Source organism: Marinobacter alexandrii, from assembly GCA_039984955.1.
In the GTDB taxonomy this organism is placed as follows: Bacteria; Bacteroidota; Bacteroidia; order Cytophagales; family Cyclobacteriaceae; genus Ekhidna.
Genome location: JBDWTN010000007.1, coordinates 1,727,678 through 1,754,620 on the forward strand (window position 1 = coordinate 1,727,678; position 26,943 = coordinate 1,754,620).

Here is a 26,943-nt window from a genome sequence, read left to right on the forward strand (position 1 = left end):
CACATGAGAAAGCTGCTTTTCCTATTTATGCTTTTCCCAGCACTCGTATGGGCACAAAAAATCTTTCTGATTGGTGATGCGGGAGAACCAAAAAATCCAGATAAAAACCTTGAGCTTCTAAGTGAAAAAATCAAAGCAGCAACTGAAAAAGATTTCTTGATTTTTTTAGGAGACAATCTTTATCCAAAGGGATTGCCTGGTAAAGAAGATCCGGAACGAGAAGAAATGGAGAATAAGCTCATTCCTCAATTAGAAATCATGAAATCTTTCCCTGGAAAGGCATACATGATTCCTGGGAATCATGACTGGGCTCAAGGACGAAATTATGGTTGGGAGCGAGCTTTAGAGATGGAGCATTTCATCCAGAATTATTTTGATGATGAAAATGTATTTCTACCTACAGGTGGGTGCCCTGGCCCCTATGAGATTCCGATGAGTGATAAATCTACGCTCATCTTGTTAAACACTCAGTACTTTTTGCATGGATGGGATAAACCTGATGAGGATGATGATTGCGATAATAAATCCACTATCGAGACATTAGAAGACCTAAAGTCTATCATAAAAAGGAATGTAGGAAAACACATCTTGATAGCAGCGCATCACCCAATGTTTACTTATGGCGAGCATAATGGGAATTTTAGTTTCAAGGAACAAATGTCTCCTTTACCTATTTTGGGAAGCCTTCAACCACTCTTCCGTAAGTTGATTGGAAACATTCAGGACAATACACATCCGAAGTATCGCGCCATCATGAATCAGATTCTCATTGCAATGAATGAAGCTGAGAATGTCGTATATGCTGCTGGTCATGAGCATTCACTTCAATTCATCCAAAAGGAGGGACATCATTTCATAGTCAGCGGGTCTGGTTCAAAAGTCACACATGTGAAAAAGGGGGATGGAAGTCTCTTTGCAAAAAAAGAACAGGGGTTTGCTGTCCTTGACTTACAAGAATCAGGAAGTGCTTCGGTAGAGTACTCGGGTATCCATGGTGGAGTTCTTTATCAAAAAGAACTCTACAAAAAAAAGCTTAATGAAAGTCTGCAAGAGCTCCCTCCAATGGATTTTTCTGATAGTACAATTACAGTTGTTGCAAGCAGCAAGTATGAGGGTAGCAAAGGGAAACATCGCTGGCTTGGTAAAAATTATCGTGACGTTTGGAGCACGCCGGTGGAAGTAGATGTCTTTGATATTGGCACAGAAAAAGGCGGGTTGGAAGTGTTGAAAAAAGGTGGAGGAATGCAGACTAAATCCTTAAGACTACAAGCTAATGATGGAAGGCAGTATGTACTAAGATCGATTGAGAAGTATCCTGAAAACGCTATTCCAATAGCTCTGCAAAAAACATTTGCGCAAGATATAGTAGAGGATCAAATTTCATCTTCACATCCTTATGCCGCATTTATCATACCTCCTCTGGCCGAGTCTGCAAACATCTATCATTCAAACCCTGAACCAGTCTTTATCCCTAACGACCCACGCTTAGGTCAATTTCAAAATGCCTTTGCCGGAACACTTGCACTATATGAGGAAAGAGCAAATGGTGCTGCTGCCAGTGATGCTCACTTTGGTAGCGCTGAAGATGTTGAAGGCACATTAAAAGTTATTGAAAAACTAAAAAAAGATAACGATAACACTGTAGATCAAAATTTTGTTGTTCGAAATCGCCTATTTGACATGTGGATTGGTGACTGGGACCGCCATGATGATCAGTGGCGCTGGGCTGAGTTTGATAATGAAAATGGCAAAATGTATCGACCGATCCCCAGAGATAGAGATCAAGCATTTTTCATGAATCAGGGTATTATCCCAACAATCGCCGCTCGTAAGTGGGCTTTACCTAAGATTGAAGGTTTCGATGAAAACGTAGACTGGGCACCAGGCATCAGTCAAAACGCTAGGTACTTTGACAGAACCTTCATGAATGAACCGGATTGGGACGAATGGAAAGAACAAATTAATTTTTTACAGCAAAATCTTTCCAATGAAGTCATTGAAAATGCTGTATCTGACTGGCCGGATTCAATAGAAGAGCTTACCGGAAATAAAATCACTTCCGGATTGAAAGCACGTAGGGGAAACATGGAATCTTATGCCAGAGAGTTGTATCTGTATCTATCCAAAGAGGTTGAAGTAATAGGTTCTGACAAGCATGAACACTTCCTGATTGAACATTTAGATGAAGGACGAACCAAGGTTACCGTCAGGAAAAGAAAGAAAGATGGAGAGATTGAGCAAATCATATATGAAAGACTATTCAAAGCTGATGAGACCAAAGAGATAAGACTTTATGGGCTTGATGGTGAAGATGTATTTGAGATAAAAGGCAATCATTCCAAAATTAAAGTACGGATCATTGGAGGTACGGATAAAGACCTGATCATCAATGGCAATGAAGGTGAGAAGCTGTCCAAATTGAAAGTGTATGACCGACTGAAGAGCACAAAAGTGCAAGGAAATTCCAAAGGAATTTTAAAACTGAGCGATAATCCGGATATCAACAGGTACGACAGAAAGGCTTTCAAATATGACATACTCATGCCCTTAATAACAGGTGCAATCAACCCTGATGATGGAATTTATTTGGGGGCAGGTTTTGTCTACACAAAGAATGGGTGGAGGAAAGAACCCTTTGCAGCAAAGCATGCCTTTACCGCTATTGGAGCTTTTGAAACAGGTTCTTTTCAATTTAATTATTCTGGAGATTATACCGACGTTCTTGGACGATGGGACCTGAATACCAAAGTGCTTTGGCAAGAACCATTCTTCGTAAACAATTTCTTTGGACTAGGTAATGAGACCCAATTTCTCATGGATCAATTTGTCTTCCCAGATGATGATCCTATTGACTATTATAGGGTGAGAATGGATCGTTTGGAATTTGATGCTGGGCTTTCAAGGAATGTTGGAGCTCAAGCAAAATTCTACTTTAGCACAGGGTATAAAACTGTAGAAGTGGAAAGCACAGCCAATCGATTTATTTCCGATCTATCAGCAGATGCCTCAGATTTTGATGCAAATCAATATGTCAAGTTTATCGCTGGTATTTCTTTTGACTCTCGAGACAGTAAAGTATTGCCCAAAGCTGGAATGACCGCAATGGCTGAAGTAGAACACTTAGAAGCTATTACGGATATTTCTGAAAGTACCACAAGACTAAGCGGAGAATGGTCCTTCTTTTTAACAACTAAACTTCCTTCAAGGCTGATGATTGGCAACCGGCTAGGATTGGCTCACATTATCTCCGATGAATTCGACTTTTTCAATGCTAATATTTTAGGGGGACGAACGAATTTAAGAGGTTATCGAAGAACGCGTTTCTATGGTCAGACTTCTTTTTATCATAACCTGGATTTGAGGCTGAAAATAGCCTCATTTCGTAGCTACATATTTCCAGGACAGTTTGGGGTTCTGGCATTCCATGACATAGGGCGCGTGTGGATAGATGGGGAAAACTCGAGTGAATGGCATGCAGGCAAAGGATTTGGGATTTGGGTGAGCCCGCTTAATACCCTTGTACTCAACCTCAATTATGCATTCGGGGAAGACGAAAACATACCTACATTCGCAATGAATTTTTTCTTTTAGAAAGTGATAATCCCCTTGCTTTAGGCAAGGGGATTATGAATTCACTCAACTACTTCCCCTTTGAAATTCAGGTATGTATACTCCTCCGATTCGGATGTTTTGATTCGGATATTCTTTTTGAAAGCTCCAACGCTTCCCGATCTAAAATTAGCTGTAATAGATGCTGTTTCACCTGCTTTTATTTCTCCACTAGGAAACTTTACATTGGTGCATCCACATGAGCCTTTTGCTTCGAGAATCTGGATAGATGACTTTGTCACATTAGTAAACTCGAATGAAAGATTTTTCATCTCATTTTTAGTTACCTGACCCAAGTCAATAGAAGTCGTTTTCCATTTAATTGGAGCTACTGCAGCCATTGCAGCTACTGCAATTCCAAGCATTACGATAAATGTTGTTTTTCTCATTTTATTTAAAATTTGATTTCTCCAAATGTGAATTTTATGCATAAGAATGACTGTTAACAAGCACTTAATGATTGTTAATGAGATGTTAAACCCTAATTTCTACCATTCTTAAGGACTACATTTGAAATATGAAAAACGCACATATACGTGTTTTAGTCATACTCGCTATTCTTTCTTTAGTCGGGATAATAGGCACTCAGATTTTTTGGCTTAATAACGCTATAGAGCAACAGGATCAAGTTTTCAATCACAATGTTCAGGTTGCTTTAAGAAATGTAGTTGAATCACTATGTGAAGCAAATGGGAAAGACTTCCCTGAGGTCAATCCTATCGAACAGGTTTCCGGTAATTATTTTATTGTACGAACAAACGACCGTATTGATCTTGCCAATCTAGAGTATCTTATTTCTGCAGAAATAAAGAAAAGATCTATATCTCAGGATTTTGAATATGGAGTTTATGACTGCACCAACGATCGAATGGTATATGCAGATAACATTAATCTTAAGGCCGAATACAAGCGCTCTGTAATTCCTGTTTTACAAAATGAAGAGTATTACTTTGGCGTTTATTTTCCAGAAAAATCTAAAACTCTTTTTTCCGGATTTGATCTTTGGAAATTTACATCAGCTATTACCCTTGTTGTCATTGTATTCTTTGGTTATGCCTTGTTTGTAATCCTTCGACAAAAGCGCTTGAGTGAAGTTCAAAAAGATTTTATAAACAATGTTAGCCATGAGCTGAAAACCCCATTAGCTACACTTTCCTTGGCGACTTCAAGCTTACAGGAAAGATCCAATGGGAAGGATGGAAAGTACTTACAAATAATTCAAACTGAAGTTTCACGTCTCAAAAAAAATGTGGAAGATATTCTTTATTCTTCATTGGTAGATACCAGAATCTCAATCAAAAAAGAGGTTGTATCAATTCCAGATTTCTTGAATGAATTGGTTGATGAACTTAAGAATGAGTATGCAGCTCATATGATTGAATGGGAAGTGAAAGGTGAAACCAAACAAGTAGTTAACACGAATCAAAAAATATTGACAAATATTGTTAGAAACCTTGTGGATAATGCGGTCAAATACGGAGGGAAAAAAATCATTGTGGAATTTCATCAAGACGAAAAGAAAACAACGATCTCAGTCCAAGATGACGGCATTGGAATCTCAGAAAGTCAGATCAAGAAAATTTTTAACAAGTTTTACAGAGTGCCAGAAAGCCAACATCAGCACAATCAAAAAGGATTTGGCTTAGGATTACACATAGTTAGTTCTGCGCTAAAAAGATTGAAAGGAAGAGTCTCTTTATCATCGCATTTAGGTAAAGGAAGTACATTCAAAATTATATTACCCAATGGCTAAAATCCTACTAGCAGAAGACGATGAGAATTTAGGTTTCATGGTTCAAGACAATCTTGAGCAACTTAATCATGAAGTCGTATGGTATAAAAATGGGATCGAAGCATTCAATGAATTTCAAAATCAATCATTTGAAATATGCGTGCTGGATGTAATGATGCCAAAGATGGATGGATTTGAGCTAGCTTCTAAAATACGCGAGCAGGATGAGTTCATCCCTATCCTCTTTTTAACTGCTAAATCTCAAGAAGAAGATCGCCTTGAAGGCTTTGAGGTTGGTGGTGATGACTATATCTCAAAGCCATTTTCAATGAAAGAATTAGGCTATAGGATCGAAGTTTTTTTAAGGAGGAGTAATTCCAAAGAAATTGGTTTTTCTGATGAGACTAAACATTTTGGGAGTTCCGTTTTTGATGTCAAAAACCTTGTCTATAGATGTGACGACTTTCAGAGTTCATTAACTCAAATGGAGGCCAACCTACTTAATTTGCTTCTCAAGTATAAGAATCAATTAGTCAAACGAGAAGTTATTCTTGAAACAATCTGGGGTGAAAATGATTACTTCAAAGGTCGAAGCTTAGACGTATTTATTACACGACTCAGAAAGTACCTCAAAAATGATAGCTCATTAGAAATTAGAAATCACCATGGTGTAGGATTTAGTCTAATAATTTCAGAATAGGTGAAATTAAAGTCATCCCACATTAAGGTGGCTTTTTAAAACTTTAATTGATCACTATCTTTTTAGTCAATCTCTTTTTACCTTGACTGATTTCCATTAAATAAATGCCCTCTTTTTGATCAGATAAATCAATCATCTCTGAGTATGTTCCACCAAATCTTTCAAAACGTCTATTAAAAACTTCCTTTCCTTCCAGATCAGAAACACGAATATCCAACTCTCCTTCTTGAGGCAATTCAAACCTCACTTTAAAACGACCATTGGATGATGGATTAGGGGAAAAACTTAAATCATCTAAGACAAGCTTATTGCTATCTTCCACTTTCCCCTTTTTACCAAACTCATCTTCAACATCAAGAATTTTTATTCTCTTTGTTACAATTACCTTCACAGATTTATGAGCGTTACTATCATCTAACTTATCAAAAAGAACGTCCAGTTCGATACCTAGTTCTTTCATTTTTTCTTTGTACTCATCCATATTCATTCCATCTAAATGAAAATTGAAAAAGCTATTGGAAGAATCTCCATCAAAGTGCTTAAAAAAGAAGGTATTATCATTATCCTCCTCATCTTCTCCATTGTGGAAAAACTTAAAAAAAGATTTGCTGTGATCTCTCATTTGATCTAAGTGAAAGATCATTTCTTCATCATCAGATCCATCAAACCAGAAATCAAATGCTTCATCATCGCCTGCGAATTCCTTATAATTTGGATCCGCATTCATCTCTTCAGTAGAGTTATATTCTCCCTTAAAAGTTTTTTTCTCACCATTAATCTCTTTAGTGATTTCTACTACAATTTTTCCTTCATCTTGTGATTGAGCAAAAATTGAAACGTTCATAATGAGCAGCAGGCCCATGATTAAAATAGTTACTTTCTTTTCCATTTTATCCCAGTTTATTTTTTCAATTTGACTAATCGAAAGTACGAACTGGTTTTATATCTCACTGTTAATCAGTAGTTAATCCTTGTTAAAAATGGTTAAACAAGAACTACGCTCCATTCAACATCGTATTTTTGAACTATGAAGCGAAAGACACTTAGGTGGATAATAGGGTTAATGGGTTTGTCCATGATGGGCCTTATTGCTTTTCAGCTTTACTGGATTGATTCATTGGTTACTGCTAATGAAGAGCGTTTTAGAAAAGATGTTTTGGATGCTCTAAGCACAGTTGCTGGTAAGCTTGAGAAACAAGAAACATATGCTGCCCTTCAGAAATTGAATTATTTGAATTCCCCGATATATAATGATGTTCAACTTCGAGAAATACAAAAAAGTCAACAATCAAATAATTCTAGAAATGTAGAGGTAGTACAGCGAGGAAATCAGCAGGTTTTTGTTTTTGCCGATACTGTACAGAATGGCAGTTTCGAATTTGTTGTTAACTTTTCCAGCACTGCTGATAACTTCTTTTTTGAAGACTTTGCACCTCCATTAGGTTCCTCAATGGAGGAAATGCTGGAAGAGCGAGATGTTAAAATAGAGCAGCTTGAAAGTAAACTAGCTAAGGTTTCCAGAAAATATGAGCTAACTTTTGATGTAGTGAAAGACCTAATGGGTCCCAATAGATCAGTTTCCTCACGTTTTAATCCAAATCAACTAGACTCATTATTGAAAAGTGAGCTGATCGGAAAAGGAATTAATATAGACTATGATTATGGCGTTTTGCAGCCTCATGCGAAAAGATTCCTTCTCTTAACGAATAATATTAGACAAAATGAGCTGAAAGAGAGTGAATTTAGGACAACATTATTCCCGAATGATATATTCGAAAGTGATAGTATGTTAATTATAGATTTCCCTGGAAAGCAAGGGTATTTGGTTGGTAAGGTATGGTCTGCAATGGCAAGTTCGGGTTTTCTCGTTCTCGTGATCTTATTCTGCTTTGGGTATAGCATTAGAACGATAGTTCGACAGAAGAAGCTTTCTGAAATGAAGAATGATTTCATCAATAATATGACTCATGAACTTAAGACACCTATTTCCACTGTTTCATTGGCTGTTGAAGCTCTCAATGACAAAGAAATTGAGCAAAGTAAGCTCAGGACAAAATACATCAAGGTAATTGGTGAGGAAAATAAGCGTTTGGGAGATCAGGTTGAGAAAGTCTTACAAATAGCTGCTATTGATAGAAATGATTATAATCTTAAAGAAGAAATGTTAAGGATGAGTGATGTAATGAAAAGTGCTGCTGATCATATTTCTATTCAAGTAGAGCAGCGTGGCGGCAGATTAAATATGATCGAGAAAGCTGATAAGGATCTAGTCAAGGGTGACGAAATTCATCTTACAAACATCATTCTCAATTTATTAGATAATGCGAATAAGTATTCGTCCGAAGCACCCAATATCACCCTAAGAACTGCTTCGGATACAGAAGATTTTATTATATCCATTCATGATAAAGGAATAGGTATGACTAGAGAGCAACAAAAGCATATTTTCGAAAAATTTTATCGAGTTCCCACTGGGAACCTTCACAATGTCAAAGGTTTTGGCTTAGGCCTAGCCTATGTACAACGCATCGTAGAGGCTCATGGTGGTAGTATTCATGTAGATAGCGAGCCAGGAAAAGGAAGCAAGTTTTCAATCACATTACCACTAGCAAATGAAGCCTAGATTATTAATAGTAGAAGATGACCCAAATCTGGGCGAAATTTTAAGTGAATACTTAGGATTAAAAGGTTATGAAACAACATTAATGAGAGATGGTGAAGAAGGTGGAAGAGCTTTCAAAAAAGCCGAATTTGACCTTTGCATTCTTGATTTAATGATGCCCAAAAAAGATGGGTTCACGTTAGCTAAAGAGATAAGAGCTACCGATGATGATACTCCTATAATCTTTCTCACTGCTAAGTCCATGAAACAAGACATCATCAAGGGATTCACTATTGGTGCTGATGATTACATGACAAAGCCTTTTAGCATGGAAGAGCTACTTCTTCGAATACAAGCAATCCTTAAAAGGTCAATTAAAAAAGAAGAACCTTTTCCAAATCCTTTTACTATAGCAGGGTTGGTATATTATTATCAAGAGAATAGATTAATTACACCCAAAAGAGAAATCAATCTGACAACAAAAGAAAATGAGCTCTTGAAAATCTTCTTTGAAAATGTAAACAAGACTGTTGAAAGAAGTTCAGCTCTAAAAAAAATCTGGAAAGATGACAGCTACTTTAATGCAAGAAGCATGGATGTATATATCGCTAAAATTCGAAAGTATCTTTCGGATGAACCCAGCCTTAAGATATTAACAATTCATGGTGAAGGTTTCAAATTAGTGGAGGTCAATTGAGATAATTCTAGTTCTATTTGCTTATATTTATAAGAAGCGTTTCTCAAAGAACCAATCTTATTCAATCATGCTATTAGTACCATCAATATCAGTTATTGAAGGCAGAACCATACGCCTCAAACAAGGAGATTACTCCAGTGAAAAAGAATATAGTGACACTCCAATAGATGTCGCTAAACAATTTGAAGATCATGGTATTTCGAGAATTCATTTGATTGACTTAGATGGCGCGAGAAAGGGTACTTCCATCAATTATGATATTCTACACCTTATTTCAGCTTACACAAACCTTAAAATTAATTTCACTGGTGGTTTGCACACTGATGGAGATGTGCTTAAGGCATTCGAATATGGTGCAGAAAGCATCGCTGCTGCTTCTATTGCCTTCTCAAATAAAGAACAGTTTGCTAACTGGTTGATGTCGTATGGTCGTGAAAAGATTGCATTAGCAGCTGATAGCTTGGAAGGTAAAATAAGAATTAGGGGGTGGCAAAAGGGAACGTCAAAAGATTTATTTAATCATATTGCCTACTTTTATGAAAGAGGCTTGAAATACTTGAAAACAACTGACATATCTAAAGATGGAGCGATGCAGGGTCCTTCTTATGATCTATACATAAAATTATTGAATGAATTTCCAGACTTAAGCATTTTTGCCAGCGGTGGAGTTCGTACCATGGATGATGTAAAAAAATTGAGAGATTTAGGACTCTACGGCGTAATCTTTGGAAAGGCTTTCTATGAAGGTGCTATCACCTTAAAAGATATTGATGACTATCAATCTATATCAGCTACCTAGGGAGAAGTCTTGGTGTCGTATTTAAACTTGTAAAGGAAGTAGAAGATAAAATTGTATTTACTCACAGAATCATCTTTTAAAGAATCTATCGATTCCTTTTTCTGATAATCAATTACTTCCACTTTAGCTTCCTCGCTATTTGAGACAGAATATTCCTCAACAGAATCAGTCATTTCCGAATCAACGTTACCGTCAGGCCTCATCATCGTCTGGCTTTCCTTCCTTCTTCCATCCTGTTCTTGCTCTTGATTAATCGGGGAGTCATCACTCCCTTCTGTATTAGCCAAACCAATGTTGACAATAAAGATGAGTGTAAGTGCTAAAAATATACTGTGACTATTTTTCACCATGTGTGTATAACCTTCAAAGTAACGAAATAATTGATAGAAGGTTTTAATTTTTCACAAAACTTAACTTTAGGATTTAAAGAAATAATCGTGAACAGCCAGCATTAAACAAAAAAGCCTGCTTGGATGCAGGCTTTTTATTCGTAATTGAATCCTACAGCGTACGTTTTACCTCTTTCACTTCAAACCCTTCTATAATATCTCCAACTTTTATGTCATGGAAATTCTTGATACTCAATCCACACTCATACCCATTCTTCACTTCACCAACATCTTCTTTAAATCGTTTGAGTTGATTAATTTCTCCCGTGTGAACTACGATACCATCTCTAACCAATCTAACCTGATTAGATCTCTTCACATTTCCATCTGTGACATAACAACCAGCTACGGTACCTACTTTAGAAATCTTAAACACATCACGAACCTCAATATTCCCTGTGATCACTTCCTCGCTAGTCGGTTCTAGCATTCCCTCCATCGCATCCTTCACATCATTGATTGCATCATAAATAATTGAGTAAAGTCTTATCTCAATTTCCTCATTCTCAGCTAATTTTCTAGCTCCTCCTGAAGGTCGAACCTGAAATCCAACAATTACAGCATCAGATGCCGACGCTAATAATACATCAGATTCTGAAATTTGACCAACTGCTTTATGAAGAATATTTACTTGTACTTCTTCTGTCGAAAGTTTCAACAATGAATCAGCTAATGCTTCGATCGATCCGTCCACATCACCTTTCACTATAACGTTGAGCTCCTTAAAGCTTCCTATCGCAAGTCTTCTACCGATCTCATCTAATGTAATGTGTTTCTTAGTTCGGATGGATTGTTCTCTTAGTATTTGCTCTCTCTTATTCGCAACCTCTCGAGCTTCACGATCACTCTCCATCACATTAAACTTGTCTCCCGCTTGTGGTGCTCCATCCAATCCTAGCATTAAGACAGGAGTAGATGGGCCGGCTGTTTCAAGTTTATGACCTCTGTGATCAAACATCGCCTTAACTTTTCCAAAATATGGCCCTGCTAGAAGCACGTCACCAACTCTTAAACTTCCTGCCTGTACCATTATGGTTGAAACATAACCTCTACCTTTATCCAAAGAGGCTTCAACAACAGATCCTACAGCTGGTTTATCTGGGTTCGCTTTTAATTCTAATAGTTCTGCTTCCAGAAGAACTTTATCCAACAATTCATCAATACCTTCTCCAGTCTTAGCAGATACATGCTGACATTGATACTTACCTCCCCAATCTTCTACTAGAATATTAATTTGAGAAAGATCTTCTTTGATTTTATCTGGATTAGCGTTCGGCTTATCTACTTTGTTAATGGCTATTACAATTGGAACGCCAGCAACCTGAGCATGATTAATTGCCTCTTTAGTCTGTGGCATTACTGAGTCATCAGCAGCAACAACTATGATCGCAACATCAGTAATTTTTGCTCCTCTAGCCCTCATTGCAGTAAATGCCTCGTGACCAGGAGTATCAAGGAATGCTACTCTCTTACCACTCTCAGTCATCACATCGTAAGCCCCAATATGCTGAGTAATTCCTCCCGCCTCACCTTCTGTAACTTTTGAATCTCTAATGTAATCGAGCAATGAAGTTTTACCGTGATCAACATGACCCATAATTGTCACAATTGGTGCACGATCTAACAACTCACTTTCACTATCAACTTCTTCAACGATATCCGTCTCTTCTTTCGCCTCGGTAAAATCCACTTCGAAACCAAACTCATCTGCTATGACAGTAATAGTTTCGGCATCAAGTCGTTGATTTATTGACACAAACATACCCAAAGACATACATGCTGAAATAACATCATTAGCTGTCACGTCCATAAGTGACGCAAGATCACTTGCAGAGATATACTCTGTTACATGTAATATTTTTGAATCCTCTTCAGCCTGTAACTGTCGCTCTTCCTCCGCCTCAGCTTTTGCTGACCTTTTATCTTTTCTATACTTAGATCTTTGTGACCCTCCTTTGCCGCCTCCGCCGCTAAGCTTAGCAAGAGTTGCCTTGATTTTATCCTGAATTTCTTTATCTGAAAGTTCTTCAGTCTTTCTTCCTGAACTAGCATTCCTACCTCGGTCATTTCGATTATTACCTCCCCCACTTCTTTGTGGCGGCCCTCCGCTAGATTGAATACGCTTTCTAGGGCGCTTCTTTCTGTCTTGATTCGAATCAGAAGACGCAACCGGCTTAGGCTTAGGCTTATCCTTAGGAAGCTCTATCTTATCTAAGACTTTCAATCCTCTAAGAGAATCTGCTTTCGCTTTTATAACCTCATTTTTCGGCTCCTCTTTTTTCTCCTCTTTGGGAGCTTCATGTGTCGGCTTCTCAGCTTCCACCTTTTCCTCCTTCGGCTCTATCGTCTTTGATACCTCTTTTACTGGAGCTTCTTTCTTCGGTTCTTCCTTTACTGGAGCCTCTTCCTTTGGTTCCTCTTTAGGGGCTTCTGGTACCAGCTCCTCAACTTTCAGCTCCTCTTTTGCTGGCACTTCTTCCCTAGATTCCACCTTTGCTGGCACTTCCTTCTTCTTATTCAGGTCTATTTTGCCAACAATTTTTGGACCATCCAATTTGGTCCGAGCAGATATCTTCTCTGGTTCGGCTTCAGCACTTACGTTATCCTTTATGAGGATACGTTCATCTTCTTTTTTCTCCTCAGCAGGTACTTTTTCTGAATTGATAACAAAATTGTCGGTTTTACCCCCAATTGTTAGCTCTGATGCCTCTTCTTTGTCATGAGCTGAGTCAGCAAATTCACGGGCAAGCATATCATACTGATCCTGAGGAATCTTAGAATTCGGGTTTGAGTCTACCTCATGACCTTTCTCTTTTAAGAAATCCAGGATTGTATTCTTACCTACGTTTAGCTTTCTAGCTACTTGACTTAATCTGTATTCTGCCATATAAAACTTTCAAGTTAGTTTATTCAAATTCCTGGCTTAGAACTCGAATAACTTCATGTACTGTTTCTTCTTCTAAATCTGTTCTACGCACTAAATCGTCAGTTCCGAGTTTTAATACGCTTTTTGCTGTATCTAACCCAACTCGTTTTAGCTCATCTATTACCCAATCTTCTAGTTCATCGGTAAATTCATCCAAGTCCACATCTTCCTCTGAGGCTGCATCAAGCTCACGGAAAACATCGATCTCCATACCCACCAATTTACTAGCTAATTTAATATTTTGACCACCTTTTCCTATTGCCAAAGATACTTGATCAGGCTTGAGATATACCGAAACACGGTCTTTCTCTTCACTTATTTTCATACTAATAATCTTAGCTGGACTTAAGGCTCTAGCTAAATAAAGCTCCAGATTATCAGTAAAATTGATTACATCAATATTCTCATTTTGTAATTCACGTACTATTGAATGAATACGAGACCCTTTCATTCCAACACATGCCCCTACAGGATCAATTCTATCATCATACGATTCTACTGCAACTTTTGCGCGCTCTCCTGGTTCACGTACTACATTTTTTATGGTAATCAATCCATCATAAACTTCTGGTACTTCTGCCTCAAACAGACGTTCAAGAAAAACAGATGACGTTCTTGATAAAATCACTTTAGGGTTCCCATTCACCATCTCAGCTCGATGGACAATCGCTCTCACACTATCCCCCTTCCGATATCTATCCTTAGGTATTTGTTCTCCCTTAGGAATCGCTAACTCATTTCCTTCACTATCTGTAAGTAGAATTTCTCTTCCTAGAACCTGATACACTTCTCCTTGAATGATCTCTCCTACAAGTTCCTTGTATTTTTGAAATAGAATATCTTTCTCAAGATCCTTTATTTTTTGAATCAAAGTTTGACGAGCAGTCATCACTGCTCTTCTTCCAAAATCTTCTAATTTAATTTCTTCAGCAACCTCTTCTCCAATTTCAAAATCTGGTTCAATTTTTTGAGCATCAGTCAAACTTATCTTATCGTGATCCCATATGTCCTCAGAGTTATCATCAACAATCTCCCTAAATCTCCAAATCTCCAAATCTCCATTGTCGGCGTTTATAACGATATCGAAATTATCATCGGTTTCGTATTTCTTACGAATCATAGTTCTGAATACATCTTCCAGAATTCTGATCATAGTCGGGCGGTCAATGTTTTTGCCTCTGGCAAAATCCGCAAACGAATCAATTAATACTGACGCTTCCATTTACTTGAATAATACTTTAACTTTTGACTGTTTTATTTTCTCGAAACTTAGCGATAAATCTTCACTTTTATTCCTCAAAGTAATCGCTTTGTCATCTGCTTCAACTAGCTCCCCCTCAAACTTACTTCCATCGTCAATCTCCACTTCCAACATCCGCCCTATATTCTTTTTATATTGACGTAATAATGATAAAGGATAATCTAACCCTGGTGAAGAAACTTCTAACGTGTATTTACCCGACATAAAGTCTTCCTCTTCTAGCTCAGACCCAACTTGTCTACTTATTTTACTACATTGATCAATAGAAATACCATTATCACCATCCACAAACACAAGAACCTTCTGATTTCCTGTATTTCCTTTCACTTTTACATCAACCAAGAATAAGTCTTTCTGATCCTGAATCGCTTTCTCTACTAACTCTCTAATCTTCTGTTCTTCCAAAATTTCCATGAATAAAAAGAGGGGACTGTTGTCCCCTCTTTCGGTATTCTAATTAATTTTGAAGCAAAGGTAGAAAACATTAAGTTAATCCCCTAAAATCAGGTGAAAAATCTCTTTTCCCCCATCTGGAAAACCATTCAAATTCTAAAAGATGTCTTTCGTCTAAAGATCCATTCATAAGCAGTTGATTTTTTGGAAATTATCGTTGCTTAGTCTAATTTTTACACCCAGTTATAGAAATAGTTTCATCGCCCTATTTTTTTTAACCGAAAACCAAGATCAGCCGTTAGGCAGCCTTAGTAGTCTCATATAGATCCCCATGATTATGAAGCTTTTAAAAAAAGCAACAGCTGTTGTATTTTTTCTCTCTTATCTATTTTCCAATGCACAAGACAATTCGGTAGGTATCAATACCAATTCACCAAATGCAAACGCCGTACTGGAACTTGTCTCACCAAATTCAAACCAGGGATTTCTTGTACCAAGAGTAAATTCTTCCCAAAGATCTTTGATGTCTGGGTCACTGAGCAATCTAGATGATGGCTTAATGGTTTTTGACACTGACCTAAACGTTTTTTATTATTGGAACAATGGTAATTGGAGAGCTGGTCTAGGAATCTTGAACGCTCTAACTGCAGGCGGGGATCTGGTAGGGGCGTATCCGAATCCACTTATAGGATTAGCGAAAGTGACTGAAGAAAAAATTGCAGACCAAGCAGTTTCTAACACAAAACTTGGAAATGGTAGTGTAACTACCGATAAAATAAGTGACAATGCAGTAACTACCGATAAAATTGTTAATCAGGCTATTACAGGAGGTAAGCTTGAAGATATTGGATCTATAAATGCTGGAACTTATGGAACGGAGACTTTTAATGTTCTACAGCTTACCGTAGATCAAAAAGGGAGAATCACTGGAATCTCAGAGGTTGTTATAAACATTGGCAGTGGTAACATTACCAATGGCTCCATTCTCAATGAAGATATTGCAAATAGCACTATCACTATTTCAAAGATCAATAGCGGTCTTGGAAATCAGAATTCGGTCTTGACCACTGATGCTTCAGGGGTTCCGCGTTGGACAAATAGATCAGAATTTGCATCTTCAGCATTATCTCAAAATAATATTTATATAGGTAGTGTGGCTGGAGTAGCTCAAGGATTGCCTGTGATTGGAGATGTAAGTGCATTAAATACTGGTTCTGCTGCAGATATTCAAATCAACCCTAGTGCTGTTGGTACAACAGAAATTGTAAATGGTAGCATCACAAATGAAGATTTAAATAAAAGTAGTATCCCATTAAGTGGATTTGGGGATGCAGTAGATAACGTTAACCTTGGAAACAATAAATTAATCAATGTGGCAGATCCATCTAATTCTCAAGATGCCTCCAGCAAAAATTATGTTGACACTGAAATTGCAGACATCAACACTGAGTCGGATGCAGATTCAACGGCCATCTGGAATAAGGTTCAAGCAGATTCTACTTACTTAGACGATCGTATCGCAACGAATATCACCGATATCGCAACTCTGGATGCCGAAGTGGATGCCGATAGCTTGGCACTGTATACTAAGTTGCAAGTGGACTCAACCTATCTGGATGATCGTATTGCGACCAACATCACTGACATTGCAGGGAAGCAAGATAATGATGCCGCTTTAACTTCGATTGCCGGACTTACAACATCAGGAGGCGAGATCATATATACCAATGCATCTGACTCATACACTACTGCTACACTGACTCCTGCCGGAAGAGCCATTCTTGATGACACAGATGCAACAGCCCAAAGAACAACATTAGGGCTTGGCTCTCTTGCTACATTAAATTCTGTTTCTGCGACAGAGATAGCTAGTGATGCTGTTGGAGCCGATGAGATTATTGATGGCTCAATTACAAACAACGAAATTGCTCTCAATACCATTATTGCGGATGACATAGCAACAGGTGCTGTTACAACTCAAGAAATATTAGATGGAACTATCTCTTTCGCAGATATGGCTCAAAATGGTGCTACCAACGGACAAGTCATGAAATGGAATAATGTTTTGTCAGTATGGGAGTCAGCGGATGATGTTGCGGTTTCGGATGCTCGTTTCAAAAGAGATATAGTTGCAATTCCTGAGGCTCTTGCTAAGATATTAGCTATACGCGGAGTAAACTATTTCTTTAGATCTGAAGAATTCCAATCCTATCAATTCTCGGATAAAAAACAATACGGGGTAATTGCTCAAGAATTAAAAAAGGTATTTCCCGAACTTGTTTCAAAAGGCAAGGAGGGCTATTACAGAGTAAACTACGAGCAGTTGATTCCGGTACTTGTTGCAGCAATGCAAGAACAGCAAGAACAAATAAACTCTTTGAATAAAAAAGTCACTTCTCAAGAATCAAAACTATCAGAACTAGAGTCCGATAATAAAGAGATGAAAAGCGATCTTGACTTAATCAAGAAGATGCTCATCGGGGATCCAGCAGCAAAAAAGGAAGATAAATGAGAAAGCTGCTTTATATAATCGTTCTAATTCCTTGCTGGCTAGGGGCACAATTATATATTCCTAACAGTTCACTAGTTCATATATCTGATGGTGCCAATCTGGAAGTAGGTGGCGAACTCCAAAATAGAGGGATTATTCAAAATGAAGGCACTTTGTCACTATATGGAAACTGGTTAATTAATAACAATTTCAATGGACTCATTGGAACTTTACAATTTTTAGGGGATAGTACTCAAATGGTCGGGCCACCTGAATTAACTATCAGCGGGCTTGTGATTAATCAGGGAGGTGAAGTTATGTTTCCTGGTGATGAATATACTATTCTAGATAGGCTAGAATTGCGATTTGGCAATATAAAACCAGGAGATGACACAAGGTTTGTTTTAGGACCGACCGCTGAAATTTTTGGTGGATCTAACACTTCATATTTCGATGGCACATTAATTTCTAGAGGTAGTGGGATTAAAACTTTTCCAGTTGGATCTGATGGAGTGCATGCACCGATTACTTTGCTAAATGTGTTTGGTTTTGATACTGAAATCGCCGCAACTTTCCTAGGTGAAAATTCATCAGACCCTATCCCCGGAGATAGTTTACTTGGTGTTTCACACAAGGGGCTTTGGGAGGTCGAGTTATTGAGTGGTACCACAGACCCTACCAGAATTGCAATAGATTTCAACAATGAAGATTTGAATGATTTTAGAGTAAAGAATGATATTCGTCATAGAATCAGCTCTCCTGTCATTGCATATTCGGATAATCCTACAGGAATTTTTCAATCACTTGGCGTAAACTCTCTGGTTAATACCGATTCGATCACTTTTGGATCAATTGCTAGTCAACTTACCGTACGTCCAATTCGCGATCGAAAAATTTATCTGGCTTTAGCTTTAGCACCACAAGTACCAGATGAAGGGTTATATTTTATCCCACAGGCTTTTTCACCGCAAGCAAGCGATCCAAAAAATCAAACATTTAGAATTTTTGGCCAACAAGTTGCCGAAGAAGGATTTGCTCTTCAAATCTATAATAGGTATGGAGTATTGGTGTACTCCACTTCTTCATTTGCTGAGGCGAATCAGAGAGGCTGGGATGGAATTAGTCAGCAAACAGGTGCTTCCGAGCCAGCTGGTGTTTTTTACTATACAATCAGGTTACAATTTGAAACTGGCCTTCCAGTTGAGGAAAAAGGAGCATTCTATTTAGTTAAATGAAAAGACTCATTACCATATTGCTCCTAATTTTTGCTGCAAAAGCGTTAAGTCAAGATGCGCAATTTTCTCAATATTATGCCGCTTCGTTATACTTAAATCCCGCTTTTAGTGGCATATACAAAGACGCTTCTCTTCACATGAATCATAAGAGACAGCTTCAAAGTGCTGATTTGCTAAATGAGTTAACTCAGGTTTCTTTTATCTTTCCTATTAAACCAAAGGGGAGCTTAGAGCAATCTTTAGGAGGTGTTGGAGTGATGGCTTTTAATGAAAAAAGTGGATTTCAGGGTATTTATGAACGAAATTCTGTTTTCCTTAATTATGCTCATAACCTGAAGTTTGGACTCTTGAATTCTTATTTGATATCAATAGGTGTACAAGCGGGGTATGAAACGCGTAGGCTTAACTTTAGTAATCTTACATGGGGATCTCAATACAACATTTTTTATGGTTTCGACAATACATTGGCAGGGCCGGTAACAGAATTTGATGATCAGCAACAAAATATTGTTTTAAATGCTGGCATTATGTATTATTATAATCCTGAAAGAAACTATCTTCTTCATAAGTATAGTGCCTTTATTGGTATGTCTGCCACCAATCTTAATCGTCCAAATACCTCTTTTACAATCGATTCGGAAAGTCGCGAGCCTATGCTACTTAAATACAATGGAGGCATTGAATTTAAACTCAATAAACTGTTCGTTACCCCAAGCCTTCTATATCTATACCTAAGACGAAACCAACAATTCAACGCAGGTCTCAATATGGCCTATGTACCAAATGCTGAAAGGTACAGAGCAAGTGGCACTCAGCTTCTATTTGGAACATGGTATAGATTCAGAGACTCCTTTATTTTCATGGGAGGTGTAAAAGTAAATTCTTTGACTGTTCGTGTCAGCTACGATCTGAATAGTACTCTTTTTGTTCCTGAAAAGGGTGTTGACCTTGCTCAAAACAGCATGGAAATTTCAATTCAATACTCACTTTCTAAAAATCGTGGGTTGAGAAAGGCTTCCAATCCTCTATTCTAATTTTTAGGGTATATAATCAACCTACTTCCAGGTTCTAATTGAGTTGATGTTAGACCATTCTGCTCCATTATCAATTCTTCAGGCACATTAAATTTCTTAGATACAATCTCCAGATTATCTCCAGCTTGTACGGTATATACAAAGTCTGATCCACTTCGAATATCCGCTGGTACAACTAAGTTAAAATCAGGCTCGAGGTTATCAGATTTTTTGAGTCTAATTGGACGATAATCTTCTAAATTATCACCTTTCAAACCATTCAAACTTCGGACTTGTTCAGCAGGAACTCCCATGCTTGATGAGATCTTAGAAACAGTGGCTCCAGGTCGGATCAAATAGAAGTTACCGAAAGATTCATGTCTCTTACCAATTAATCTCACGTCAATACGTCGGTTTAATTGTCTACCGTACGGATTGTTATTGTCTGCAATAGGCTTCTCAGACCCATGCCAAATTACTGAGATTTTAGATTGATCAATTCCACGCGAAATAAGGTAATCTCTTGCTGCATATCCTCTATCCTTACTCAGAACCAAGTTTAACTCAGCACCTCCAGTATCATCTGTGTGCGACTCAATTTCAATTTTAGTTCCTCCTCCTCTAAACGCTTTAATTACCTCATCTAAGAGAATTGTTACTTCAGGCCTCAAATTTGAAGAACCGATATCGAAGAAAGCACGAGTAGCATTAGTAAATACTCCAGATTCTTTTTCCCTTCTCCCTTCTACATTAAAGCCTTCTAAAACAACGGACTCTGCACCAGTGGCTTTTTTGAATGTCAAATCATATTTAGCAGGCGATACTTGAAACTCAAAAGCACCAACAGCGTTCGTATACCCCTCTATAACTGTTTTAGTATTATCAAACTGGATGAGAGTTATGGAATAAGATGATAATGGTTGCCCGGAATTAGCACCTACAAGCTTACCTGAAATCGTTATTTCATCGTATCCATCAATTTTACTTATTGGAAGGGTGATTTTAATCTCGTCAAGCTCTTCTGATGCAAGAATATCTTCTTCGCCAAGCAGTTTCTGACTCTCTTGAGGATCAGGCTCTACATTGCTGGCAAGTGTCATTATATTCACTGGCACTTCATCAACATCTTTTGAATCTAGTGCTAGATTATCTGTAAGAATTCTATCATTATTAAACCTGAATTTTTTGACTCTCTCAAGAAGGCTTCTTTCACTCGAAGAGAGAGATCCCCGTGCTCTTGCATCACTTTCCGGAAGAATATAATTTCCATTTCTTTTAGGTAGTCCCTTGTCTAAAACAACTCTACTTATAAATGCTTTGCGATCTTGAGACAAGTTATTAAAGTAAGTAAATGCATCATTTATAAATGCTTGCTCGGTAGATCTAATTGCTTGACCAGATACTTTCTTCGAAAGCGCTGCAATGTGTACTTTCTCTTGACTATTAATTTCAGTTAGCTTCTGCTCATCTTGAAGACGAACCGTTCTATCCGAGTATTCACTCACGATGTAGTCAAGTGCTATTACATTATCAATCACTCTTTTTTTACTTTCACTCAACCCTTCATACTGGTTGATATCATCGTTGGTAAGTCTTGCTGATGGATCCGCACCAGGAACTGTTGAGCCTGAAGTTGTAACAACAGTAGGAGTTGTATCGAAAAATATTGGTTTAGCTTCACTCAAATAAGAATCATAAGCTGTCTTAACAAATCTTTTAACCGCACTCTTCTGCAAATCACTTAGATCAGGTCTCATTTCAAGTAGTTTCTCTACAGTTTCCTCTGAGGTTCCGCTAATCGCTGCTTGAAGTTCATCTTGAGAAAACGTTGTTTCTGTGAGATAAATACTTGAATTAGCAAGGTTTGAAATCTGCTTAAGAAGTAGTTTATCAAGACTGCTCTGATCCTTAGCATTCTTATTTTTGAAAATGTCAAGATCTGAATTGCTTACGTTTTGATCAAAGTTGCTAAGGTCAGAAACCATAAATGTTGTAGCAATTGATTTCAATCGCTCTTTATCCTCTTCATTCAAGGTTTCATAAAAATCTCTATCCTCTTTAACCAATCGGTATTTTTCTTCATTACTTAAGCCGATAAGTCTCTCCCTGATAGCCGAGTTCACATCTTCAACTCCTTCTTTATTATCTCTCATGAAAACCTTCTCAGACATATCAAGAGAGATACTTTCTAAATTTCTTTTTTGCTTTAGGTATTTAATAGCTATACCATCCAGGTTTTTTTGCTCTGCTGGTTTAAATGAATTGTATGTTGGAGTTGCTGGTTTAAACTGTTGAGCGTTTTTCAATCTATCCGAAATTAAAATATCGATCTTCTCACGCTCTTCAGTTCCTACACCACTGTAAAAACTAAAAACATCATCTGAAAGATTTACGCTATTCCCCATTCCTTGCTGCTCCAAATAAGTTGATACGATATTGTCAACTCTTCTTCTCTTATCTGTACTTAGTTGTTGGTAGTAATGATCATCCTCTGTACGAATCGAGCGAATCATGTTACTCGTCATTTTCCGTACTCTGGCATTAACAATTTTATTGATTCTCTCTATATCGTCTTCACTAAGGGAATTGTAAACAGCTAATTGCCTTTCAGTGAGAATTAGATCGACATCAGAAACTGATGATGACAGCATTCTAGAAATGATCTGATTTATAATTTCTGTTTCACTACTGTCAAAATTATAATCGTCTGTAAAAAGAGAGTTTCTTCCTGCGATTGTTCCTTCCGTTGATACTTCAGATATGATGTCTCCTTTAGATCTGATATTGAATCCATATACATCAAACTTACCTATACCTTCTTCTCTATTTGAGGATAAATAACCTTTGCCTTTACCCATGAAAAAGAATATATCATCACGATATGAATTAAATGGAATACCTGCATTATAAATCTCAGCTGTCTCAAACTTGGTTCCACGTGCTATGTATATATCAAACCCTCCGAATCCTCTGTGCCCATTTGACGCGAAGAATAGAACTCTCTCATTTTGATCGTAAAAAGGAGAAACTTCATTAAAAGGTGTGTTAATCTGCCCTCCTAAATGAATTGGTGGGCCCCAGTTATCATCTCCTGCATTTAAGCTCATGTATATATCCAACTCACCCAATCCACCCTCTCTATCCGAAACATAAAATAGTGTATCTCCTCCAGGAGTTAGGTTTGGATGTTTAGAGCTAAAACCATATTCATTAATGTTTAAATTCAAAGGCTTTGGTTCAGTCCACTTTCCACCAACTAATTTTGAAACATATATATGACATACCTCTCCTAAATCCTCGTCACAATTGGTATAGTAAAACTTATTTCTTTCTCTATTGAAAGAACCTGATCCGTCACCAAACTTTGTGTTAATTATCTTTTCAAAACGATCACTTTGATCATATTCTACCCACTCTCCATTTTGCTTAGAAAAGCGAAATAGATCAGCAAATGCCTCTCCGAATTGATTGTCAACTAAACTTCCTTTTCCACTCCCTCTCGCAGAAGTCAAGCAAACGATAGAGTCTGAACCTACACTAAAAGCAGCATAGTCATTAAATTCTGAATTCAGTGGAGCTCCTAATGCCAAAAATTGATAATCTGGGTGAACAAGGGTAATCTGATTTAAGGCTAACTGACATCCATCTATCTCAATCTTTCCCTGTTTATAATAATACCTATATTTCTCATCTTCATGAAGTTCATTTGCAGCTAAGAACTTTCTAAATTCTTTGAAGTTTTGAAGCGCCTGATCATATCTTCCTTTCAGTTTCTGCATCATGGCATGATAAAAGCCTGCCAAGGGAAATCTAATATCTTGTTCCGCACCGATGGCTTCATAATGATATTCTGCACTCTCATAGTCCCGAATTAATCGATAACACTCAGCAAGTTGGTACTGAGCTTTCATATTAGAGGGGCTCTCTTCAAGCGCTGCTTTATAGTTCCTTATTGCGCTCATGTATTGAGCATTTTTCAGATCTTCGTCACCGAGTGTCAACAATCTTGAAACAAAAACATTGTTCGTTTGAGCGAACGATATGGTTACAAACACAAGTGCGAGAAGAAAGAACAACTTTTTCATATCTTCAATTTTTTATCCATTTCCTGTTAAAACAAATGCACCCCACACCTTGGGGTCTCTATATTTCTCTCTCAACTTTAGTTGAGCATACTTCAAAGAATCATCGACTTTATCAGTCTCAGCAAACTTCTTGTAAAATAAAGTGATTAACTCACTTGTAACCTGATCATTAACATCTATCAAGTTAGTAATAACATTTCGGGCTCCAGCAACAACAAACGCTTTCTGGAGTCCAAAAACACCTTCAGCATTCGTGTTCTCTATTCCAGGTTCACACCCGGAAAGAAACACCAATCTTGTTTTACTGAGGTTAAGGTTCATTGCCTCATAAGTTGTCAGTATTCCATCGTTCTCTGAAATAGTGGGTATTCCATCCATGTACCTATCAAAAGTTTCAGAAGCACCGCTCAGAAAAATACCTGATTTGAAAGGAGAACTATTGATTGGGCTATTTGAAGCAATGAAGTTAAGTCTATCATTAAAGAAGCCATGTGTAGCAATGTGTAGTACAGTTGGGTTGTAAGCTGACCGTACTCTTAGTTCATTTGCATCACTCTTCAAATAAGACTTCACATTCCAATCATCTGTAAGAATGCCCTCAATCTCTCTTATTTCAAGCTCAGAGAAGGGAAGCTGTTTTAAATTAAGTCTATCATTGGAATTACCTTCATTGAAGTTAGGATTGCCAAACAAATAAGACTTTTTGTTGAAAATTTCAATTTCTTCCCTAAACAAATCTCTGGCACTTGTTATATAGGTCACATAATAGTCATCTATCACATACTGCCCTTCAGACTTAGTCAAGATGTTAGGGTTGATCTTATTGTAAACACCATCCGGTGAAACTTTAACGGATGTTATATCTCCCAATACATCACCAATTGGGCGCCAGAAGTAGTTATATGCGTCTGAAAAATCAACCCCTATTGAATTTTTGTAGTGGCTGAAGTGATCTTCTTCGAGCTGAAACTCATCACCCAGAATAGCATACTGTAGTTCTTCGCTCCCTTTTTTGAAAATGATGGCTAAGTACCTGGTTAAGTCTGTGAATCCGAAAAGTGTTCCTTGGTCTCTTGTCAAAGAATTAAACTCAGAAATTTTGACAATCTCTACAATTGCCTCATCTCCGCTCACATAACTCTGGACAGATCTCCAGTTTTGGTTCACTTTCTGCAACAATCCTTCAAAGTCTGGAAGTAGAGTCGCGAGCTCCTCCTCTTGTCTTTTTACTTTGGCTTCCTCGTATGGGAGATTTACATTTTGTTGTTCCAGCTCTTGCACCCCCATTTGGTAGTAACTAGCCAATAGTCTTTTATCCGACTGCCACCTTCGGTAATTGGATCTTAACTTTTCATTGGTGCTTTCAGCAATTTCTTCATGTACTTTATCAGAGGTACTGAAGAGGATATCTTTTGTTTGTAATTGAAAGTCAAAAATTGTTTGTACTAACTCTGGTTTCTTGTCTAGAAGGGTAAATGCAACATAATTGTATCGATCTACATTTGATTTCACTTTTCGGTAAAAACTCTGCCGTTCTTGTTCTGACATAATTGGAAACAACATGTGTATTTGACCAATCTGGATACTGACAGACTTACGGAAAAATTTTTCAGCCTCTTCTTTGTTGTCAACTGCCATGAAATGCATGCCCATATATTCCAAAGCTCCAGCATATGCCGGATGATTTTGTCCGAGTACTTTTTCACGAATGGACACGGCTTCCGCATAGAACCGTTCAGCTTCCTGCTCACGGCCCATTGAACTATAGAGTACCCCTACATTGATTAATGTTGTTGCGTAACCCGGGTGATTTTTGCCATAGATTTTTTCATCTATTTCAAGTACTTCCATGTAGTGTTTTTCAGCAACTTCATTGTTTCCCAGTTTCCTTTCTACACGAGCGAGGTTATTTAAGGTATTGGCATAATAAGGATGTACAGTTCCAAACTTAGCTTTGTATGTTGCTAGCGCGTCATTGAACATGTCTCGAGCACCAGCCACATCTCCATTAGCCAAGGCCAGTGTACCTAGATTATTTTTAGCTGTTGCGTAAAAAGGATGGTTAGTACCTACATTTTCTTCACTCTCCTTTACTACCTCTCTGAACATTTCACTCGCTTTTCGGAAATTCCCTAGCTGATGATACATCACCCCCAAATCATTCAAGGTTTCTATAATCAGAATATCCGCTTCATCGGGAATACTCCTTTTTAAACGTAAAACCTCAAGCAAGGTGCTTTCAGCTTCATCAAAACGTCCCATTCTTTCGTAAAAAACGGCAAGATGCTCCATGGACTCTGCTTGCTCTACCGCATATTGTGATCCTAAAGATTCATAAATTGTTGTACTTAGATTAATAAACTTTTCTCCTTCTACCGGCTCTCCGGTTAGAATCAGAATACGTCCTTTATGCATACATATCTCAGCAAAGTCAGGAGATAGGTCATTTCCGCTCGCGACCAATTGATCATAACAATTATTGTAAATGCTAAGAGCAAGTGTGTAGGAGCCTGCATCTTCATATAGGTAAGCCAACTTTGATCGGGCGATCCAATAATCAGGCTTATCTCCAGGAAGTTCTTCTAAAATATCAAGTGATTTTTGAATATATCTACGAGCAAGATCAAATTCAACTTGCTCTGTATATAGAATTCCCATGTTTAGTAAAGCATCGGCATAGTCTTTTTGATTAGGTATCCCTGCCTCCTCATGATATAGAATAGAAAGATTCATATAACTCTCGGATTCGAATGGATCGAGAAGCTGTAGATTTAAAAAACCAAGATCATTGTAGATGTTTGCCCTTTGCAAATAAGTAAGATCATCTACATGGTTTTCTAGAATATTTTTAAAGTTTCGGGTAGCTTGTTCCCAATGGTTTTTTTCTAGGTTTTCCTCTGCTTCAGCTATCAAATAAGTGATATTCTGAGCACTTGATATACCTATCGTGCATGAAAAAATGATACAGGCGAGTATGTTTTTCATTGTTGATGGAAAAGAATACACGAACC

Annotated in this window: 17 protein-coding genes; 9 read left to right on the plus strand and 8 right to left on the minus strand. The window is 37.7% G+C overall.

Annotated features, from left to right (window positions below; genetic code table 11):
• Positions 1 to 3 precede the first annotated feature (3 nt).
• Positions 4 to 3,591 (plus strand): BamA/TamA family outer membrane protein, encoded by a 3,588-nt coding sequence (locus ABJQ32_13985; GenBank protein ID MEP5290755.1) that lies wholly within the window; start codon positions 4 to 6, stop codon positions 3,589 to 3,591.
• A gap of 41 nt (positions 3,592 to 3,632) precedes the next feature.
• Here ABJQ32_13985 and ABJQ32_13990 read toward each other — a convergent pair whose 3' ends face one another.
• Positions 3,633 to 3,998, minus strand: a complete 366-nt coding sequence (locus ABJQ32_13990) for a DUF1573 domain-containing protein (GenBank protein MEP5290756.1) — start codon at positions 3,996 to 3,998, stop codon at positions 3,633 to 3,635.
• A 128-nt stretch (positions 3,999 to 4,126) separates the two neighbouring features.
• Here ABJQ32_13990 and ABJQ32_13995 point away from each other — a divergent pair, with 128 nt between their 5' ends.
• Positions 4,127 to 5,362 carry a HAMP domain-containing sensor histidine kinase gene (locus ABJQ32_13995; protein MEP5290757.1) on the plus strand — a complete coding sequence of 412 codons (1,236 nt, stop codon included), beginning with the start codon at positions 4,127 to 4,129 and terminating at the stop codon, positions 5,360 to 5,362.
• Positions 5,355 to 6,041: a response regulator transcription factor gene (locus ABJQ32_14000; GenBank protein ID MEP5290758.1), complete on the plus strand. Its 687-nt coding sequence runs from the start codon at positions 5,355 to 5,357 to the stop codon at positions 6,039 to 6,041. The genes ABJQ32_13995 and ABJQ32_14000 overlap by 8 nt, the downstream gene beginning before the upstream one ends.
• A 43-nt stretch (positions 6,042 to 6,084) precedes the next feature.
• Here the strand turns inward: ABJQ32_14000 and ABJQ32_14005 are convergent, their stop codons facing one another.
• Complete coding sequence (locus tag ABJQ32_14005) at positions 6,085 to 6,930, minus strand: T9SS type A sorting domain-containing protein (protein MEP5290759.1); 846 nt, start codon at positions 6,928 to 6,930, stop codon at positions 6,085 to 6,087.
• Positions 6,931 to 7,068: 138 nt separating this feature from the next.
• Between ABJQ32_14005 and ABJQ32_14010 the strand changes: the two genes are divergently transcribed.
• The 3 genes from ABJQ32_14010 (at position 7,069) to ABJQ32_14020 (ending at position 10,139) form a co-directional block, all read left to right on the plus strand.
• Entirely contained in the window at positions 7,069 to 8,664 is a 1,596-nt protein-coding gene (locus ABJQ32_14010; protein ID MEP5290760.1) for a HAMP domain-containing sensor histidine kinase, read from the plus strand.
• On the plus strand, positions 8,654 to 9,340 hold the full coding sequence (locus ABJQ32_14015; protein ID MEP5290761.1) for a response regulator transcription factor: 687 nt from the start codon (positions 8,654 to 8,656) through the stop codon (positions 9,338 to 9,340). The genes ABJQ32_14010 and ABJQ32_14015 overlap by 11 nt, the downstream gene beginning before the upstream one ends.
• A gap of 67 nt (positions 9,341 to 9,407) precedes the next feature.
• Complete coding sequence (locus ABJQ32_14020) at positions 9,408 to 10,139, plus strand: 1-(5-phosphoribosyl)-5-[(5-phosphoribosylamino)methylideneamino] imidazole-4-carboxamide isomerase (GenBank protein ID MEP5290762.1); 732 nt, start codon at positions 9,408 to 9,410, stop codon at positions 10,137 to 10,139.
• Here ABJQ32_14020 and ABJQ32_14025 read toward each other — a convergent pair.
• From ABJQ32_14025 to rimP, 4 genes are all read right to left on the minus strand, one after another.
• Entirely contained in the window at positions 10,136 to 10,489 is a 354-nt protein-coding gene (locus ABJQ32_14025; protein MEP5290763.1) for a hypothetical protein, read from the minus strand. The two genes, ABJQ32_14020 and ABJQ32_14025, sit on opposite strands and share 4 nt — an antisense overlap.
• Before the next feature lie 151 nt (positions 10,490 to 10,640).
• On the minus strand, positions 10,641 to 13,415 hold the full coding sequence (gene infB, locus ABJQ32_14030; protein ID MEP5290764.1) for a translation initiation factor IF-2: 2,775 nt from the start codon (positions 13,413 to 13,415) through the stop codon (positions 10,641 to 10,643).
• 19 nt (positions 13,416 to 13,434) lie between these two features.
• On the minus strand, positions 13,435 to 14,676 hold the full coding sequence (gene nusA, locus ABJQ32_14035) for a transcription termination factor NusA (GenBank protein MEP5290765.1): 1,242 nt from the start codon (positions 14,674 to 14,676) through the stop codon (positions 13,435 to 13,437).
• Positions 14,677 to 15,129 (minus strand): ribosome maturation factor RimP, encoded by a 453-nt coding sequence (gene rimP / locus ABJQ32_14040; protein ID MEP5290766.1) that lies wholly within the window; start codon positions 15,127 to 15,129, stop codon positions 14,677 to 14,679.
• A 316-nt stretch (positions 15,130 to 15,445) separates the two neighbouring features.
• On the opposite strand from rimP, the gene ABJQ32_14045 reads away from it, so the two are divergent.
• The 3 genes from ABJQ32_14045 to ABJQ32_14055 are packed head-to-tail and all read left to right on the plus strand — an operon-like array spanning position 15,446 to position 19,868.
• The gene (locus tag ABJQ32_14045; protein ID MEP5290767.1) at positions 15,446 to 17,620 is read left to right on the plus strand and encodes a tail fiber domain-containing protein; all 2,175 of its coding nucleotides are present in this window, start codon (positions 15,446 to 15,448) and stop codon (positions 17,618 to 17,620) included.
• On the plus strand, positions 17,617 to 18,834 hold the full coding sequence (locus ABJQ32_14050; GenBank protein ID MEP5290768.1) for a gliding motility-associated C-terminal domain-containing protein: 1,218 nt from the start codon (positions 17,617 to 17,619) through the stop codon (positions 18,832 to 18,834). The genes ABJQ32_14045 and ABJQ32_14050 overlap by 4 nt, the downstream gene beginning before the upstream one ends.
• Positions 18,831 to 19,868 (plus strand): PorP/SprF family type IX secretion system membrane protein, encoded by a 1,038-nt coding sequence (locus tag ABJQ32_14055; protein MEP5290769.1) that lies wholly within the window; start codon positions 18,831 to 18,833, stop codon positions 19,866 to 19,868. The genes ABJQ32_14050 and ABJQ32_14055 overlap by 4 nt, the downstream gene beginning before the upstream one ends.
• Here ABJQ32_14055 and ABJQ32_14060 read toward each other — a convergent pair.
• Together ABJQ32_14060 and ABJQ32_14065 are read right to left on the minus strand one after the other, a co-directional pair.
• On the minus strand, positions 19,865 to 23,932 hold the full coding sequence (locus ABJQ32_14060; protein MEP5290770.1) for an OmpA family protein: 4,068 nt from the start codon (positions 23,930 to 23,932) through the stop codon (positions 19,865 to 19,867). The genes ABJQ32_14055 and ABJQ32_14060 overlap by 4 nt on opposite strands.
• A 12-nt stretch (positions 23,933 to 23,944) precedes the next feature.
• On the minus strand, positions 23,945 to 26,917 hold the full coding sequence (locus ABJQ32_14065) for a CHAT domain-containing tetratricopeptide repeat protein (protein ID MEP5290771.1): 2,973 nt from the start codon (positions 26,915 to 26,917) through the stop codon (positions 23,945 to 23,947).
• Positions 26,918 to 26,943 lie beyond the last annotated feature (26 nt).

Coding starts and splice junctions, on each gene's coding strand:
- ABJQ32_13985 (MEP5290755.1), top strand. CDS start 4: ATGAGAAAGCTGCTTTTCCTATTTATGCTTTTCCCAGCACTCGTATGG.
- ABJQ32_13990 (MEP5290756.1), bottom strand. CDS start 3,998: ATGAGAAAAACAACATTTATCGTAATGCTTGGAATTGCAGTAGCTGCA.
- ABJQ32_13995 (MEP5290757.1), top strand. CDS start 4,127: ATGAAAAACGCACATATACGTGTTTTAGTCATACTCGCTATTCTTTCT.
- ABJQ32_14000 (MEP5290758.1), top strand. CDS start 5,355: ATGGCTAAAATCCTACTAGCAGAAGACGATGAGAATTTAGGTTTCATG.
- ABJQ32_14005 (MEP5290759.1), bottom strand. CDS start 6,930: ATGGAAAAGAAAGTAACTATTTTAATCATGGGCCTGCTGCTCATTATG.
- ABJQ32_14010 (MEP5290760.1), top strand. CDS start 7,069: ATGAAGCGAAAGACACTTAGGTGGATAATAGGGTTAATGGGTTTGTCC.
- ABJQ32_14015 (MEP5290761.1), top strand. CDS start 8,654: ATGAAGCCTAGATTATTAATAGTAGAAGATGACCCAAATCTGGGCGAA.
- ABJQ32_14020 (MEP5290762.1), top strand. CDS start 9,408: ATGCTATTAGTACCATCAATATCAGTTATTGAAGGCAGAACCATACGC.
- ABJQ32_14025 (MEP5290763.1), bottom strand. CDS start 10,489: ATGGTGAAAAATAGTCACAGTATATTTTTAGCACTTACACTCATCTTT.
- infB (MEP5290764.1), bottom strand. CDS start 13,415: ATGGCAGAATACAGATTAAGTCAAGTAGCTAGAAAGCTAAACGTAGGT.
- nusA (MEP5290765.1), bottom strand. CDS start 14,676: ATGGAAGCGTCAGTATTAATTGATTCGTTTGCGGATTTTGCCAGAGGC.
- rimP (MEP5290766.1), bottom strand. CDS start 15,129: ATGGAAATTTTGGAAGAACAGAAGATTAGAGAGTTAGTAGAGAAAGCG.
- ABJQ32_14045 (MEP5290767.1), top strand. CDS start 15,446: ATGAAGCTTTTAAAAAAAGCAACAGCTGTTGTATTTTTTCTCTCTTAT.
- ABJQ32_14050 (MEP5290768.1), top strand. CDS start 17,617: ATGAGAAAGCTGCTTTATATAATCGTTCTAATTCCTTGCTGGCTAGGG.
- ABJQ32_14055 (MEP5290769.1), top strand. CDS start 18,831: ATGAAAAGACTCATTACCATATTGCTCCTAATTTTTGCTGCAAAAGCG.
- ABJQ32_14060 (MEP5290770.1), bottom strand. CDS start 23,932: ATGAAAAAGTTGTTCTTTCTTCTCGCACTTGTGTTTGTAACCATATCG.
- ABJQ32_14065 (MEP5290771.1), bottom strand. CDS start 26,917: ATGAAAAACATACTCGCCTGTATCATTTTTTCATGCACGATAGGTATA.